The sequence below is a fragment of the Oceanicella actignis genome (genome assembly GCF_008124525.1).
GTDB lineage: Bacteria > Pseudomonadota > Alphaproteobacteria > Rhodobacterales > Rhodobacteraceae > Oceanicella > Oceanicella actignis.
This window is the reverse complement of the sequence record NZ_VNHJ01000003.1, coordinates 279074-295167: the sequence shown is the minus strand read 5'-3', so window position 1 is coordinate 295167 and position 16094 is coordinate 279074. Positions and strand designations below refer to the sequence as shown.

Annotated in this window: 16 protein-coding genes; 10 read left to right on the top strand and 6 right to left on the bottom strand. The window is 71.2% G+C overall.

Going from position 1 to position 16094, the window contains the following annotated elements:
* The first annotated feature begins 23 nt into the window (after positions 1–23).
* Positions 24–518 (top strand): GAF domain-containing protein, encoded by a 495-nt coding sequence (locus LY05_RS06620; RefSeq protein WP_148922565.1) that lies wholly within the window; start codon positions 24–26, stop codon positions 516–518.
* 236 nt (positions 519–754) lie between these two features.
* Here the strand turns inward: LY05_RS06620 and LY05_RS06615 are convergent, their stop codons facing one another.
* The 4 genes from LY05_RS06615 to LY05_RS06600 are packed head-to-tail and all read right to left on the bottom strand — an operon-like array spanning position 755 to position 3961.
* Positions 755–1531, bottom strand: a complete 777-nt coding sequence (locus tag LY05_RS06615) for an SDR family NAD(P)-dependent oxidoreductase (protein ID WP_072745973.1) — start codon at positions 1529–1531, stop codon at positions 755–757.
* Complete coding sequence (locus LY05_RS06610) at positions 1528–2568, bottom strand: phosphotransferase (protein WP_072745972.1); 1041 nt, start codon at positions 2566–2568, stop codon at positions 1528–1530. The genes LY05_RS06615 and LY05_RS06610 overlap by 4 nt, the downstream gene beginning before the upstream one ends.
* On the bottom strand, positions 2565–3143 hold the full coding sequence (locus LY05_RS06605; protein WP_249041873.1) for a MaoC family dehydratase: 579 nt from the start codon (positions 3141–3143) through the stop codon (positions 2565–2567). The genes LY05_RS06610 and LY05_RS06605 overlap by 4 nt, the downstream gene beginning before the upstream one ends.
* Positions 3143–3961, bottom strand: coding sequence for an SDR family oxidoreductase (locus LY05_RS06600; protein ID WP_072745971.1), 819 nt, complete (start codon positions 3959–3961; stop codon positions 3143–3145). The genes LY05_RS06605 and LY05_RS06600 overlap by 1 nt, the downstream gene beginning before the upstream one ends.
* Positions 3962–4080: 119 nt before the next feature.
* Between LY05_RS06600 and LY05_RS06595 the strand changes: the two genes are divergently transcribed.
* The 4 genes from LY05_RS06595 (at position 4081) to LY05_RS06580 (ending at position 8293) form a co-directional block, all read left to right on the top strand.
* Complete coding sequence (locus LY05_RS06595; protein WP_148922564.1) at positions 4081–4791, top strand: TetR/AcrR family transcriptional regulator; 711 nt, start codon at positions 4081–4083, stop codon at positions 4789–4791.
* Positions 4788–6026 (top strand): acyl-CoA dehydrogenase family protein, encoded by a 1239-nt coding sequence (locus LY05_RS06590; RefSeq protein WP_170258866.1) that lies wholly within the window; start codon positions 4788–4790, stop codon positions 6024–6026. The genes LY05_RS06595 and LY05_RS06590 overlap by 4 nt, the downstream gene beginning before the upstream one ends.
* Before the next feature lie 153 nt (positions 6027–6179).
* Complete coding sequence (locus tag LY05_RS06585; RefSeq protein WP_072745969.1) at positions 6180–7211, top strand: zinc-binding dehydrogenase; 1032 nt, start codon at positions 6180–6182, stop codon at positions 7209–7211.
* A gap of 89 nt (positions 7212–7300) precedes the next feature.
* Entirely contained in the window at positions 7301–8293 is a 993-nt protein-coding gene (locus LY05_RS06580) for an NAD(P)H-dependent flavin oxidoreductase (protein ID WP_148922563.1), read from the top strand.
* Positions 8294–8387: 94 nt separating this feature from the next.
* On the opposite strand, the gene LY05_RS06575 is transcribed toward LY05_RS06580, so the two are convergent.
* Positions 8388–9389, bottom strand: a complete 1002-nt coding sequence (locus LY05_RS06575) for an MBL fold metallo-hydrolase (protein ID WP_249041872.1) — start codon at positions 9387–9389, stop codon at positions 8388–8390.
* Positions 9390–9586: 197 nt separating this feature from the next.
* On the opposite strand from LY05_RS06575, the gene LY05_RS06570 reads away from it, so the two are divergent.
* The 5 genes from LY05_RS06570 (at position 9587) to LY05_RS06550 (ending at position 15438) form a co-directional block, all read left to right on the top strand.
* Entirely contained in the window at positions 9587–11272 is a 1686-nt protein-coding gene (locus LY05_RS06570) for an ArnT family glycosyltransferase (protein ID WP_148922562.1), read from the top strand.
* A 204-nt stretch (positions 11273–11476) separates the two neighbouring features.
* The gene (locus tag LY05_RS06565) at positions 11477–12574 is read left to right on the top strand and encodes a polyamine ABC transporter substrate-binding protein (RefSeq protein WP_148922561.1); all 1098 of its coding nucleotides are present in this window, start codon (positions 11477–11479) and stop codon (positions 12572–12574) included.
* 4 nt (positions 12575–12578) lie between these two features.
* Positions 12579–13724 (top strand): ABC transporter ATP-binding protein, encoded by a 1146-nt coding sequence (locus tag LY05_RS06560; protein WP_148922560.1) that lies wholly within the window; start codon positions 12579–12581, stop codon positions 13722–13724.
* Positions 13721–14614 carry an ABC transporter permease subunit gene (locus LY05_RS06555; RefSeq protein ID WP_148922559.1) on the top strand — a complete coding sequence of 298 codons (894 nt, stop codon included), beginning with the start codon at positions 13721–13723 and terminating at the stop codon, positions 14612–14614. Before LY05_RS06560 ends, LY05_RS06555 begins: the two co-directional genes overlap by 4 nt.
* Entirely contained in the window at positions 14611–15438 is an 828-nt protein-coding gene (locus tag LY05_RS06550; RefSeq protein ID WP_148922558.1) for an ABC transporter permease subunit, read from the top strand. Before LY05_RS06555 ends, LY05_RS06550 begins: the two co-directional genes overlap by 4 nt.
* Before the next feature lie 45 nt (positions 15439–15483).
* Here LY05_RS06550 and ilvN read toward each other — a convergent pair whose 3' ends face one another.
* Entirely contained in the window at positions 15484–16053 is a 570-nt protein-coding gene (ilvN, locus tag LY05_RS06545) for an acetolactate synthase small subunit (RefSeq protein WP_072745963.1), read from the bottom strand.
* Positions 16054–16094: the final 41 nt, after the last annotated feature.

Genomic DNA, 16094 nt, shown 5'->3' with positions numbered 1-16094 from the left:
CGCATGCAAATGGGGGCGAGAGCATGGACAAGACCGAGATCTGGCGCGAGACGCGCGCGCGCATCCGCGCCCTGACCGAGGGCGAGGAGGACGTGGTGGCGCTGATGGCCACGGTGGCGTGCGAGCTGTTCCACGCCTTCGACGGCTGGGACTGGGTGGGTTTCTATCGCAACGTCGGGCGCGAGACGCTCAAGATCGGCCCCTATCAGGGCGGCCATGGCTGCCTGACCATCCCGTTCTCGCGCGGGGTGTGCGGGGCGGCGGCGCGCACCGGGCGCACGCAGGTGGTGGACGACGTGGACGCCTTTCCGGGGCACATCGCGTGCTCGTCCTCGACGCGCTCGGAGATCGTCGCGCCGGTCTTCGACGGGTGCGGCGCGCTGCTGGGGGTGCTGGACGTGGACAGCGACCGGCCGGCCTTCTTCGACGATCAGGACCGCGCCGAGATCGAGGCCATGCTGGCCGAGGTCTTCGGGCGCCTTGGCGCGGGCTCGGCGGACGGCCGGGCGGCGGGCTGAGGGACGCGGGCGCCTCGGCCGCCTGCAGCGGAAGTCAGGGCGCCGCGGCATGTCGAGCGCGGGCCGAGCGAAGCGCGCCCGGCGGCTGGCCGGAAAGATGGCCGAGCAACCGCGCCGCGGTCTCGCAGGGCCGGATTGGGTCGGGGGGTCGTCGCGCCGGGCCTCGGCCGCGCTTCGCTGGTCCGCGCCAGGGCGCGAAGGCGGGGGCCGCGCGGCGCGGCCCCTGCGCATCGGCGTCAGATGGCGGTGATGCCGCCGTCCGGCGCCAGGGTCTGCCCGGTCATGAAGCTGTTGGCCGGATCGGCGGCGAACAGGATGGCCGGGATGATCTCGGCCGGATCGGCGACGCGGCGCATGGGCACGCCGCGCGTCAGGCGACGCTCGGCCTCGGCCTGGTCCTCGCCGCTCAGCAGGCCGGCCTCGACCATGGGCGTGCGCGCGAAGGCGGGGCACACGGCGTTCACGCGCAGCCCGCGGCGCGCGTTCTCGGCCGCGGCCGAGCGCGTCAGCCCCACCACCCCGTGCTTGGCCGCCGAATAGACCGAGATGGTCGGCGCCCCCGCCAGCCCCGCCACCGAGGCGATGTTGACAATGGCCGCGCCGCGCCCGGTGCGCGCGGCATGCGCGGTCATGGCCGGGATCTGCGCCTTCATGGCGTAGAACACGGCCAGGAGGTCGATCTCGATCACGGCGCGCGCGTCCTCGTCCGAGATGTCCTCGAGCCGGGCGGCGGGGTGGGCGATGCCCGCATTGTTCACCGCCACGTCGAGGCCGCCGAAGCTGTCCTCGGCCAGGGCGACCAGGTCGCGGTGCAGCGCGGGATCGGCAACGTCGCCGGCCAGCGTCACGCATTCCGCGTCCAGCGTCTGGGCCAGCGATTCGAGCGGCGCGGGCGCGCGGTCCGACAGGACCAGCCGCGCGCCTTCCTCGGCGAAGGCGGCGGCGGCCAGGCGGCCGAAGCCCCCCGTCGCGCCTGTGATGAGGACGGCCAGGCCGTCGAAACGCTTCTTCATGAATCCTCCCTGATGCAGTCCATGGCCAGCGCCGCCAGGCGCGGCACGTTCTTGCCGATCTCGAGCGCCCTTTCGGGGTTCGAGGCGTTGCCGTCGAGCGCGCGCTTGTAGACGCCCTGCAGGATCGCCGCGAGGCGGAAGAAGCTGAACGCAAGGCAGAAGGTCCAGTCCGGGATCTCGGCGATGCCGCGGCGCCGGCAATAGGCGGCCACGTATTCGGCCTCGGTGGGAATGCCCGTGGCGGGGCCGCGCTCGACGCCCGCAAGCCCTCGGAAGCCCCCCTCATGGGGCAGGCGCCACTGCATGCATTGATAGGCCAGATCGGCCAGGGGGTGCCCCAGCGTGGACAGCTCCCAGTCCAGCACCGCGATGACGCGGTTCTCGTCCCGGGCGAACATCATGTTGTCCAGCCGGTAGTCGCCATGCACCAGCGAGACCTGCCCGTCATCCTCGGGCACATGCCGCTCGAGCCAGGCGATGAGCGCGTCCATGTCCGCGATCGGCTCGACCGCCGAGGCCCGGTATTGCTGCGTCCAGCGCCCCAGCTGGCGCACGAAATAGCTGCCCGGCTTGCCGAAATCGGCCAGCCCGGCGGCCTCGACGTCGACGTCGTGCAGCGCCGCCAGCGTCGCGTTCATGGCGTCATAGATCTCGGCCCGGTCGCGCGGGGTCATGTCGGGCAGGGCCGGGTCCCACAGCACGCGCCCGTCGAGATGCTCCATGACGTAGAACATGCGCCCGATGGGGTTGTCCTCGGGGGCCAGGAACAGCGCGCGCGGCACGGGCACGTTCGTGCCCTCGAGCGCGCGCATGACGCGGAACTCGCGATCCACCTGATGGGCCGATTTGAGCAGCTTGCCCGGCGGCTTGGCGCGCAGCACGTAAAGGCCGCTGTCGGCCTCGAGGCGGAAGGTGGGGTTGGACTGGCCGGTGGGGAACTTGACCGCCGCGCGCAGGCCGCGGAAGCCGGGGATGTTGGCCTCCAGATACGGGCCCAGCGCCGCGACGTCGAGCGTGGCCGCGGGATTCGCGCTCATGCCTTGTGCCCCAGCGTGATGTGGCTCAGCCAGCGGGCGATCATGGCCGGGCGCCCGCCCGCGGCCACCTCGGCGCCCTCGATCTCGACCACCGCGTCCCAGGCGATGATGAGCGCGCCGGGCTTGCGCGTGACCTCGGCCAGCGAGATGCGCCCGCGCACGCGCGCGCCCACGGGCACGGGGGTCAGGAAGCGCGCCTTGTCCACGCCGTAGTTCAGGCCCAGCGTGGCGCCCTCGATGCGCGGCGTGACCTCGTAGCTCATGGCCGAAAGCAGCGACAGCGTCAGGAAGCCATGCGCGATGGTCCCGCGCAGCCCCGCCTCGCGGCGCGTGCGCTCGGGGTTGACGTGGATGAAGTTGCGGTCGTCGGTGGCGACGGCGAACATGTTCACGCGCTCCTGCGTGATCTCGATCCAGGACGAGACGCCGATCTCCTTGCCCTGGGCGGCCATGAGCTGCTCGACCGTCCAGACGGGGGCGGGGCGCTCGCGCGGGTCGAAATCCTGGATCTGCGTCATATCGTGCTCCATCGCGTTGGGGTGCGGCGCGGGCGCGCCGAGGCTTCCGTCGTGCATCAGTCCCTCCCGAACAGATCGCCGCCGGTGTGCACGCCGATGCCGCCGTCGAGCGGCAGGATGGCGCCGGTGACGTAGGCGCCGGCCTTCGAGCACAGAAACAGCGCCGCGCCCTGCACGTCCTCGGGGCGGCCGATGCGGCCCAGCGGCACGCCGGCGGCGACGCGGGCGGCCTTCTCGGCGTCGCCGGTGGCGAAGGCGGTCATGCGCGACTGGAAGGGGCCGGGGGCGAAGGCGTTGAAGGTGATGCGCTTGTGCGCCAGCTCCTTGGCCAGGATGCGCGTCAGGTGATGCACCGCCGCCTTCGAGGCCGAATAGGAATACGCGCCGTCGCCGATGGGCCAGGCGCCCATGACCGAGCCCAGATTGATGACGCGCGCGGGGTCGTCGTCGGTGGCGGCCGCGTCCAGAAGCGGCAGCAGCGTCTGCGTCAGGTGGAACAGGCCCGCGACGTTCACGCGCATGACCTTGTCCCAGGCGTCCCAGGGGAACTGGCCCAGCGGGGCGCCCCAGGACACGCCGGCGTTGTTGACCAGGATCGGCAGGCGGTCGGTGCGGCGCGCGACCTCGGCGGCCAGGTCGGCCACGCCCTGCTCCGTGCCCACGTCGCCGCCGAAGCCCTCGACCTTGCCCGGGTGGCCCAGGGCGTTGATCTCTTCGGCGACGCGGGCGCAGTCCTCGCCCTTGCGCGAGGCGATGAGCACCCGCGCGCCGCCCGCCGCCAGGCCCTCGGCGATCATGCGGCCGATTCCGGTCGCGCCGCCGGTGACCAGCGCGGTCTTGCCGGCCACGCCGAACATGTCCTCGAGATAGCTCATGCGTTCCTCCCTGAGAGCGATCGTCGTTTCGCGTCGCGGTCCGTCGTTCTGCGGACTGGACAACATACCGGGTAGTATGTAGCGTGAGTCGCGTCAACGCAACCGCCATCGGAGCCCGCATGACCCCCGCCGAACCGGCCGCCGGCGCAAACGCCCCCGACAGCCCCGACGCCGCCCGCGCCGAAGCCGCGGGCGGGCGCGAGGGGGCGCGGTCGCCGCGCGAAGAGGTGCTGGACGCCGCGGCGCAGTGCTTCATGGAAAAGGGGTTCGGCGCCGCCTCGATCGACGACGTGGCGCGGCGCATGGGCGCGACCAAGGGGCGGGTCTATCACTGGTATCGCTCGAAGCTGGACCTGTTCGTGGACGTGGTGCGCTACTCGCTCGAGCTGATCCACGACCAGACCGCCGCCGCGGCCGCGGCCGGCCCGCCCGAGGGGCGCATGGCGCGGATGCTGCGCGCGCATCTGCGCTCGATCCTGCGCGACCGGCCCTATCACCGGGTCGCGCTGCAGGGCGTGGACCTGCATCTGCGCGCCGCCACCACCCCCGAACAGCGCGAGGCCCTGGCCGGGCTGATCGCCCTGCGCGACAGGCACCAGCGCCTGTTCGAGAAAGCCATCGCCGAGGGCGTCGAGCTGGGCCTCTACGCCCCCTGCGACGTGCCGCTGACGGCGCGGACCATGCTGGCCGCCGCCAACGGCGCCGTCTTCTGGTATCGCCCGCGCGAGGGCGAGACCGAGGCCGACCGCAACGAACTGATCGAAAAGATCGCCGCCTATTGCCTGCACGGCCTGCACGGCCCGGCGGCGGAAAAGGGAGAGAAAGCATGAGCATGGATCTGGGCATGACCGAGCGGCTCAAGCCGCTGCACGCGCGCGTCGCCGCCATGGTGCGCGACGAGATCGCGCCCGCCTCGGAGGAATTCCTGGCCGAGGTCGGCAAGAACGGCGACCGCTGGTCCTTCACCCCGCGCATGACCGAGATCCTCGAGGGGCTCAAGGCCAAGGCCAAGGCCGAGGGGCTGTGGAACTTCTGGCTCACCAATTCCGAGAACGGCTGGGGCCTGACCACCGTCGAATACGCCTATCTGGCCGAAGAGATGGGCAAGGCCCATCTGGGCGCCGAGACGTTCAACTGCTCGGCCCCCGACACCGGCAACATGGAGGTGCTCGAGCGCTACGGCTCGCCCGAGCACAAGGAGCGCTGGCTCAAGCCGCTGCTCAACGGCGAGATCCGCTCGGCCTATCTGATGACCGAGCCGGGGGTGGCCAGCTCGGACGCGACCAACATGCGCATGTCCTGCGTGCGCGAGGGCGACGAATACGTCCTCAACGGCGAGAAGTGGTGGTCCTCGGGCGCGGGCGATCCGCGCTGCAAGGTCTACATCACCATGGTCTACACGCCCGATCCGAACCGGCCCAAGCACCAGCAGCATTCGATGATCGTGGTGCCCGCCGACACGCCGGGCATCACCAAGATCCGCGCCATGCAGGTCTACGGCCATGACGACGCGCCCCACGGCCACCTGCATCTGAAGTTCGAGAACGTGCGCGTGCCGGTCGAGAACCTGCTTCTGGGCGAGGGCCGCGGCTTCGAGATCAGCCAGGGGCGCCTCGGCCCGGGGCGCATCCATCACTGCATGCGCGCCATCGGCCAGGCCGAGGCCGCGCTCGAGCTGATGATCAAGCGCTCGCTCACCCGCGAGGCCTTCGGCAAGCCCCTCTACCAGCTGGGCGCCAACTACGACATCATCGCCGAGTGCCGCATGGAGATCGAGCAGGCGCGCCTTTTGTGCCTGAAGGCGGCGTGGATGATGGACCAGGGCGACGCGCGCGCCGCCGCGCCGTGGATCAGCAAGATCAAGGTCGTCGCGCCGCGCGTCGCGCTCAAGGTCATCGACGAAGCGGTGCAGATGTTCGGCGGCGCCGGCGTCAGCCAGGAAACCCCCCTGGCCGACATGTGGGTGCATGTGCGCACGCTGCGCCTGGCCGACGGCCCCGACGCGGTGCACCGGCGCCAGATCGCGCGCGCCGAGCTGCGCAAGCATACCCAGCAGAAGGTCTGAGCGCGGCGGGGGCGGCCCCGCCCGCCCCGGTCCCGCGCCCCAGTCCCCCGTCCCGGTCCCGCGCCCCGGCGCGCCCCGCCCCAGGCGGTTCGGCGCGCCGGGGCCGACGCGCCGACGCATCCGGCGCGCATTCAAACAGGAGAAGACACGCCCATGACCATTCCCCAGACGATGAAGGCCGTCGTCCAGCTGCATGACGGATATTCGGGCACGGCCACGGGCCCGACCCTGGACGACGCCGCCCCCTTTCTCGAGCTGCGCGAGATTCCCGTGCCCCAGCCCGCCGAGGGGCAGGTGCTGATCAAGGTCGCGATGGCTTCGGTCAATCCCTCGGACATCCACTTCATCAAGGGCGAATACGGCCAGCCGCGCGTCAAGGGCGCGCCCGCCGGCTTCGAGGGCTGCGGCACGGTGGTGGCGGGCAAGGGCGCCTACGCCGAGTCGCTGGTGGGCCAGCGCGTGGCCTTCGTCGCCACCCATTCGGGCGCCTGGGCCGAATACGCGCTGACCGACGCCTCGGCCTGCATTCCCGTGCGCCCCGACCTGCGCGACGAGGACGCGGCCGCGCAGATCGTCAACCCGCTGACCGCCATGGCCATGTTCGACATCGTGCGCGAGGACGGCGCCGAAAGCTTCGTCTTCACCGCCGCCGGCAGCCAGCTGGGCAAGCTGGCCATCGGGCTTGGGCGCGACCACGGCATCCCGGCCATCGCCACCGTGCGCCGCGAGGCCCAGGCCGAGGCGCTGCGGGCGCTGGGCGCGGCCGAGGTGCTGGTCACCACCGCCCCCGATTTTCACGAGCGTTTCGCCGCCGTCGCCGCCGCGCGCAAGCCGCGCATCCTGCTCGACGCTGTGGGCGACCAGAACAGCGCCGACATGTTCTTCGCCATGCGCAGCGGCGCGCGCTGGATCACCTACGGCAAGCTCTCGTCCGAGGCGCCGCGGCTGACGCAGATGGGCCAGTTCATCTTCATGAACAAGCGCATCGAGGGCTTCTGGCTGACGCGCTGGATGCAGTCCACGCCCATGGAACAGCGCATCAAGGTCGTGCAGGAGGTGCAGGAGCGCTTCGCCACCGGCAAGTGGCGCACCGACGTCAGCGCCAGGCTGCCGCTCGATCAGGTGGTCGAGGGCCTGGCCGAAGCGTTGCGCCGCCCCGACGGCAAGGTGATGATCACGCCCTGAGCGCGCCGCGCCCGCGGGCCTTCGGGCCCGCGCGCCATCCGCACGCCCCGCGCCGCGCCCGCCGGCGCCGAACACAGGAGACCTTGCGCATGTCGCTGCCGCCCATCTTGCAGAATCTGAGCGTGCCCATGGTGGCCTCGCCGCTCTTCATCATCTCGAACCCCGACCTGGTGATCGCCCAGTGCAAGGCGGGGGTGGTGGGCTCGTTCCCGGCGCTGAACGCGCGCCCGGCCGAGCAGCTGCACGAGTGGCTCGAGACCATCACCGAAGCGCTCGACCGCCACAACCAGGCCAACCCCGACAATCCCGCCGCGCCCTTCGCGGTGAACCAGATCGTGCACCGCTCGAACGACCGGCTGATGCATGACGTCGAAGCCTGCGTGAAGTTCAAGGTTCCGATCGTCATCACCTCGCTTGGCGCGCGCGAAGAGGTGAACGAGGCCATCCATTCTTATGGCGGCATCGTCCTGCACGACGTCGTCAACGACAAGTTCGCCCGCAAGGCGATCGAGAAGGGCGCCGACGGGCTCATCGCCGTGGCCTGGGGCGCGGGCGGGCATGCGGGCACGCTGTCGCCCTTCGCGTTGGTGTCCGAGATCCGAGAGTGGTTCGACGGGCCGCTGCTGCTGTCGGGCGCCATCGGCACCGGCGCGGCGGTGCTGGCGGCGCAGGCGATGGGGGCGGATCTGGCCTATGTCGGCTCGCCCTTCATCGCCACCGAAGAGGCGCGCGCCTCGGACGCCTACAAGCAGGGCGTGGTCGCCGGGCGCGGCGAGGACATCGTCTACACCAACCTCTTCACCGGCGTGCATGGCAACTATCTGCGCGCCTCGATCGAGGCGGCGGGGCTCGATCCCGACAACCTGCCGCAAAGCGATCCGTCGAAGATGAACTTCGGCTCGGGCGGCAACACCAAGGCCAAGGCCTGGAAGGACATCTGGGGCTGCGGGCAGGGGATCGCCCCGGTGCGCGAGGTGCTGCCGGCCGCGCAGCTCGTCGCCCGCTTCAAGCGCGAATACGAAGAGGCCCGCGCGCGCCTGTGCCTGGGCGCCGCCCCCGCGCGCGAGCGCGCCGCCGAATAAGCGCCCGCAACAGGCGCCCGGAACGCGCGTTCCGAGCAGGCGCCGCGCAGGCGAAGCGGGCGGGCGCCCGGGCATGGCTCGGGCGCCCGGGCGCTCACTCGGGCCAGCGCCAGAGCGCCGGCAGGAAGCGGAAGCCCTCGCCCTCGCGGATGATGTGGCCGACGCCGGGGAAGGGGAAGTGGTAGCCGACCACCACCAGCCCCTCGTCGGCGGCGCGCGCCAGAAGGGCGCGGCGCGTGCGCGCGGCCATTTCGCGGTCGGCGTCGAAGCCGAAATGCCAGTCGGGGCGCTCGACGCTGATGAGGGCGTGATTCATTGCGTCGCCCAGCGCCAGCAGCCCCGCCCCCGAGGGATCCTCGACCAGCAGCGACATGTGCCCGGCCGTGTGCCCGGGCGTGGCCACGGCGCGCATGCCCGGCGCAAGCTCTTCGTCCGGGGCGATGTCGGTCAGCTGGTCGCCCAGCGCTTCGATGGCGTTGCGCGCCCCGACGACGAATTGCTGCATCTGCGGCTCGACCCGGTCGATCAGCCCCTCCTGCATCCAGAAGGCGCGCTCGTCGGCGCCGATGCGGTGCTGGGCGTTGACCATGAGCGGCTCGTCGAAATCGTCCATCGCGCCCCAGATGTGGTCGGGATGGGCGTGGGTGACGAAGACGTCGGTCACCTCGTCCGGCGCGAGGCCGGCGGCCTGCATGTTCCGCGTCAGCCGCCCCGCCGTGGCCTGCCAGCGCGAGCCCGAGCCCAGATCGACCAGCGCTACGCGCTGCCCGCGGCGGATGACGACGTGGTTGGTGTGCGCGTAGTTGGTCTGCGCGTCCAGATGGTGCGCGGCCAGATAGGCGGCCACCTCCTCGCGCGGGGCGTTGACGCCCAGCAGCGTCGTCGGGGTCTTGAGCGCGCCGTCCGAGCAGATGGTGATCTCGGTCTCGCCCAGCATGAAGCGGAACCAGCCTGGCGCCTGATCGGCCGGAGCCGGGCCGAGCGCCAGCGCGCGCAGCGGCGCGGCCAGGGACAGGGCGGGCGCCAGGGCGGCAAGGCGCAGAAGGTCGCGCCGCGACGGGGCGGCGGGGCGAAGCATGCGTCGGGCGTCGGTCATGCGCGGTCCTTTCTCTGGGCGCGCCGGGCGGGCGCGCGGGGCTGCGTTCATTCATACAACGGAATGTCTGGGCGCGCCACCGCCGCCCGCCATCCCCGCGACCCCCGCGCGCCTTGCGTCGGGCGGCGGCTCGGGGCAAAGCTGCGCGCGGGCGGCGCGGCGCGGGCGCGGCGCCATGGTCAGCGTGGGAGCGGCGCATGAGCGAGCAAGGCGACACCCCTCGGTCCGGCGGTCCGGCGGCCGGTTCCGGCGGGCGCGGGCGCGCCGGCGCAAGATCCGGCGCGCGGGCGGCGGCGAAGGGCGGCGAGAAGGGCGGCGAGAAGGCGCCGGCCAGGGGGGCGGCGAAGGCGGGCGCGCGCGGCCCCGCGAAAGCGCGCCGCAAGAGCCCGCCCGGCGCGCCCGGCGCCGATGACCGGCGCTGGTGGGGGCGCGCGGCTCTGCTGCTGCTCGGGGTCTTCGCGCTGCGCCTTGCGATCAACGCCCTGGGCATCGTCCCGGTTCATTTCGACGAGGCCCAATACTGGGTTTACGCCGAGGCGCTGGACCTGGGCTATTATTCGAAGCCGCCGCTGACGGCCTGGCTCATCCGCCTTTCGACCGAGCTGCTGGGGCTTTCGGATTTCTCGCTGCGCTTCTTCTCGCCCGTCGCGCATCTGGCGATCGGGGCGCTGATCTTCGCCGCGGCGCGGCGGCTTTGGGATGCGCGCACCGGGTTCTGGGCGGCGGCGCTCTACACCGCCGCGCCGGGGGTTTCGGTGTCGGCCATGCTGATGACCACGGATCCGCCCATGATGGCGGGCTGGGCGCTGGCGCTGTGGGCGCTGACGCGGGCCATGACCGCGCAGGGCCGGGGCGCGCTGGGCTGGTGGGCGCTGGCCGGGCTTGGGCTGGGGCTGGGGCTGCTGGCCAAATACACCGCCATCGCCTTCGCCCTGTCGGCGCTGGGCTACGCGCTGTTCGCGCGCCAGGGGCCGGCGGATCGACGCGCGCGCATGGGGGCGGCGGCGATGGCGGCGACGGCGCTGGCGGTTCTGGCGCCCAATCTGTGGTGGAACGCCACGCATGGCTTCGCCACCATCGCGCATCTGTCCGAGAATGCCGAGCTTGCGCGCGCCGGCCTGCGCCCCGGCAAGCTGGCCGAGTTCCTGGCCGCGCAGCTTGGGGTGTTCGGTCCCGTGGCCTTCGCGGCGTTGCTGGCGGGGCTGTGGCGGGTGGCGCGCGCGCGCGGCTGGCGCGGCGACTGGCGCGCGCGGCTTGCGGCGTGGATGAGCGCGCCGCTTCTGGCGGCGATGTGCGTGCAGGCGCTGCTCAGCCAGGCCAATCCCAACTGGGCGGCGCCGGCCTATGTGGCGGGCGCGATCCTGGCCGCGCGCTGGCTGCTCGAGCGCGGCTGGTCGCGGGCGCTGCGCGCGCATCTGGTCATCGGCGCCGTCGCCGCGGCGGCGGTGCTGGCGGCCGGGGCGCTTTACGATCTGGCCGGCCCGTCGCTGCCGCGCCGCTTCGATCCGTTCAAGAAGATGCGCGACGGCGCGCCCTTGTGCGAGCGGGCGCTGACCGCGCTCGAGGAGGAGGGCGCCGACGCCCTGGCCTCGAACGACCGCCGCCGCCTGTCCGAGTGCATGTATCTGGGCGGGCTGGGGCTTGCGGACATCGCCGTGTGGGACCCGGACGGCGCGCCCTCGAACCATTTCGAGATGACCTCGCGGCTCGAGCCGGGGGATGGGCGCGTCATGGTCCTGGTCATCCAGAACCCCGAGCAGGCCGCGCGCATCGCCCGCCGCTTCGCCCGCGCCGAGCTGTGGGAGGAGGGGGCCTTCCCCACTCATGCCGATCGTTCGGTCGCTTACGGCATCTGGATCGTGCAGGGATTTCGCGGCTACTGACGCCGCCGGCGTGATCACGTTCGGGGCGTGCGTGATCACGAAATCGGCCTTCAAGGGCAGTTTCGCTTTGCCGCAGCCGCGCGCGCGCGGCTATTGTCGGGGCCTGAGGCCGGGCGCGGGGGCGCGCAGCGATTCGTCCCCGCCCGGCGCAGCGCGCGGCGGGCGCCCAAGGATCCGCCCGCGCCGATGACAGGAAGGTGAAGCATGAAGTCGCATCTGGCCCGCATCTCTCCGTTCATCCTCGCCCTGGCCGCCGCAGGGGCGCAGGCCGAGGAGGAGAAGGTCCTCAACGTCTACAACTGGTCCGACTACATCGCCGAAGACACGATCGCCAAGTTCGAGGCCGCCACCGGCATCAAGGTGACCTACGACGTCTTCGACTCGAACGAAGTGCTCGAGGCCAAGATGATGGCCGGCAATTCGGGCTACGACGTGGTCGTGCCCACGGGCGATTTCCTCCAGCGCCAGATCGCCGCCGGCGTCTACATGAAGCTGGACAAGTCCAAGCTGCCGAACCTGCGCCACATGGACCCCGAGATCATGGCCAAGGCCGCGGCGCACGATCCGGGCAACGAGCATTCCGTGGTCTACATGTGGGGCACCACCGGCATCGGCTACAACGTCGGCAAGGTGGCCGAGCGGCTGGGCGATGACGCGCCGACCGACAGCTGGGCGCTGGTCTTCGACCCCGAGAACGCCGCCAGGCTGGCCGATTGCGGCATCACGCTGCTCGACGCGCCGACCGAGATGATCCCGGCGGCAATGAACTATCTGGGCCTCGATCCGCAGTCGAAGAAGAAGGAGGACATCGAGGCCGGCGCCGAGCTTCTGATGAAGATCCGGCCCTATGTGCGCTATTTCCACTCGTCGCAATACATCACCGACCTCGCGAATGGCGACGTGTGCCTGTCGGTCGGCTGGTCGGGCGACGTGTTCCAGGCCCGCGACCGCGCGGACGAGGCCGGCAACGGCGTCGAGATCGCCTATGTGATCCCCAAGGAGGGCGCGCTGATGTGGTTCGACAACCTGGCCATCCCGGCCGACGCGCCGCACCCGGACAACGCGCACAAGTTCATCAACTTCATCATGGATCCGCAGATCACGGCCGACATCACCAACTACGTCTGGTATGCGAACGCCAACAAGGACTCGCTGGCTTATGTCGACCCCGAGATCCTGGCCGATCCGGGCATCTTCCCGCCCGAGGAGGTGAAGGCGCGCCTTTGGACCGCCGTCGCCTATGACGCGCGCACCGACCGGATCGTGAACCGCGCCTGGACGCGGGTGAAGACCGGGAACTGACCCGATGAGCCAGACCGCCGCCGCCCCCGCGGCGGCGGCCGCCGGCCGGGACCGCGCCGACGGCCGCCCCTTCATCCGCATCAGCGGGGTGACCAAGACCTTCTCGGGCTTCGTTGCGGTCAACGACCTGACGCTCGAGGTGCGCGAGGGCGAGATCTTCTGCCTTCTGGGCGGCTCGGGATCGGGCAAGTCCACGCTCTTGCGCATGCTGGCCGGATTCGAGACCCCCGACCGCGGGCGCATCGAGATCGACGGGCAGGACATGACCGGCGTGCCGCCCTGGGCGCGGCCGGTGAACATGATGTTCCAGTCCTACGCGCTGTTTCCGCACATGAGCGTGGCGCGCAACGTGGAGTACGGCCTGCGCCAGGACGGCGTGCCGCGCGCCGAGCGCGCCGAGCGCGTGGCGCGGATGCTGGAGCTGGTCAAGCTGACCCCCTTCGCCGACCGCAGGCCCGCGCAGCTGTCCGGCGGCCAGCGTCAGCGCGTGGCGCTGGCGCGCGCGCTGGTCAAGCGGCCCAAGGCGCTGCTTCTGGACGAGCCGCTGTCGGCGCTGGACAAGAAGCTGCGCGAAGAGACGCAGTTCGAGCTGCTCGACATCCAGGAAAAGCTGGGCACCACCTTCATCGTCGTCACCCATGACCAGGAAGAGGCGATGACCCTTGGCGACCGCATCGGGGTCATGGACGCGGGCGAGCTGATCCAGGTGGACGCGCCGCGCGATCTTTACGAATACCCCCGCAACCGCTTCATCGCCGAGTTCGTGGGCTCGGTGAACATCTTCGAGGGCCGCGTGGTCGAGGACGAGGCCGATCACGTCCTGCTGGGCGACACCGATCTGGGCGCCGAGATCTTCATCCATCACGGGCTCAGCTGCCAGATGGGGCAGACGCTGTGGGTCGCCGTGCGCCCCGAGAAGATGCGCCTGACCGCCGCCCGCCCCGACGACGCGCGCAACGCCGCGCAGGGCGTGATCGAGGACATCGCCTATCTGGGCGGCCTCACGCATTACCGCGTGCGCCTCGACGGGGGCAAGACGGTGCGGGTGACGCGCGCCAATGTCGAGCGCCGCCACGCCGACGGGCTGACCTGGAACGACCGCGCCTGGATCAGCTGGCCGCCCGAGGCCGGCGTGGCGCTGACGTCATGAGCGCGCCGCGCCGCCGCGCCCCGCTGGCGCGCATGGGCCGGGCGCTGGTCGCGCTGGCGCCCATGGCCTGGCTGGGGGTGTTCTTCCTGATCCCCTTCGCCGTGGTGCTGCGCGTCAGCCTGGCCGAGCCCGCCATCGCCCGCCCGCCCTTCACCGACATCTGGGAATGGGCCGACGGGGTGCTGACGATCATCCTCAACTTCGGCAACTACCTGTTCCTGATCGAGGACCCGCTCTACTACACGGCCTATCTCAACTCGATCTGGATGGCGGCCAGCGCCACGCTGATCTGCCTCGTCATCGCCTATCCGATGGCGCTGGCGATCGCGCGCGCCGCGCCGCGGCGGCGGCCGATGCTGCTGATGCTGGTGGTGCTGCCGTTCTGGACCTCGTTCCTGCTGCGCATGTATGCGCTGATCGGCCTGATGGCGCCGACCGGCTTCGTCAACACGGTGCTCGGGGCGCTGGGCCTTGAGCCCATCGTCATGCTTCAGACCGATTTCGCCGTCTATGCGGGCATCGTGACCGGATACATGCCGCTGATGGTGCTGCCGCTTTACGCCACGCTCGAGAAGCTGGACGATTCGCTGCTCGAGGCCGCGCACGATCTGGGCGCCGGCCCGACGCGGGCCTTCCTGACGGTGACGCTGCCGCTGTCGGCGCCGGGCATCGCGGCGGGCTGCCTTCTGGTCTTCATCCCGGCGGTGGGCGAATACGTCATCCCGGCGCTGCTGGGCGGGCCCGATCAGCTGATGATCGGCAAGGTGCTGTGGACCGAGTTCTTCAACAACCGCGACTGGCCGGTGGCCTCGGCGGTGGCGATCGCCATGCTCGCCTTCCTGGCGCTGCCGATCATGTTCATCCGCAACGCGCTGGGGGTGAAGGAATGAAACGCCGCGGATGGGTCGTTGCGACGGGGGCCGCGCTGGGCTTCGCCATGCTCTACGTCCCCATCGTCATCATGATGATCTACAGCTTCAACGCCTCGAAGCTGGCCAGCGTGTGGGGCGGCTGGTCGGCGCGCTGGTATGGCGAGCTCATGGCCAACGACCAGGTGCTGGAGGCGGCGTGGATCTCGGTCAAGGTCGGGGTCATGGCCGCCACGGTGGGCACGGTCTTCGGCACGATGATCGCCTATGCGCTGAGCCGCTTCGGGCGTTTTCGCGGGCGGCTTCTGCTGGCGGGCATGGCCACGGCGCCCATCGTCATGCCCGAGGTGGTGACGGGTCTGTCGCTGCTGCTGCTGTTCATCATCATGGAGACGAATTTCGGCTGGCCGGCCGGGCGCGGCGTGGACACGATCGTGATCGCGCACGCCACCTTCTGCATGGCCTTCGTGGCGGTGATCGTGCAGGCGCGCATGGCCGACATGGACGAAAGCGTCGAAGAGGCGGCCATGGACCTTGGCGCCCGCCAGCCCTGGGTGTTCTTCGACGTCACGCTGCCGGCGCTGGCGCCGGCGCTGGTGTCGGGCTGGCTCTTGAGCTTCACGCTCAGCTTCGACGATCTGGTGATCGCCAGCTTCGTCAGCGGGCCGGGGGCCTCGACGCTGCCGATGGTGGTGTTCTCGAAGGTGCGTCTTGGGGTCTCGCCCGAGATCAACGCGCTGGCCACGCTGATGATCGTGGCGGTGGCGGCGATCCTGGCCGCGACGATGCTGCGCGGCGGCGTGCGGCTGAGCGCGCGGCGCGCGCCGCCGCCGGACCAGCTCTGAAGCCGGGCCGGGGCGGGCGCGTCGCGCCGCTCCGGCCCGGCCGGCTCACATGCCCTTGGGGCCGCGCGTGATCGCCGCGACGCCGGTGCGCGCCACGTCCACCAGACCCAGCGGCGCCATCAGCTCGACGAAGGCGTCGATCTTCTCGGGCGCGCCGGTCAGCTCGAAGACGAAGCTTTCCAGCGTGGTGTCCACCACATTGGCGCGGAACACCTGGCTCAGGCGCAGCGCCTCGACGCGGGCCTCGCCGGTGCAGGCGACCTTGACCAGCGCCATCTCGCGCTCGACGGCGGGGCCCTCGGTGGTCAGGTCGTGCACGTCGTAGACCGGCACCATGCGCGCCAGCTGGGCCTTGATCTGCTCGATGACCGCCGGGGTGCCGGTGGTGACGATGGTGATGCGCGAGCGGTGCGAGACATGGTCGGTCTCGGCCACGGTCAGGCTTTCGATGTTGTAGCCGCGCCCCGAGAACAGGCCGATCACCCGCGCCAGCACGCCGGCCTCGTTCTCGACCAGAACGGCGAGGGTGCGGCGCTCTTCGCCCTCCTTCAGGGCCGGGCGCAGGTTGTAGGCCGAGTGCGAGGACGAGCCGCGCTTGATGCGAAGAGCGTTCATGTCGTGTCGATCCCTGGCATGGCCGCCGGCGCGGCCGCGAT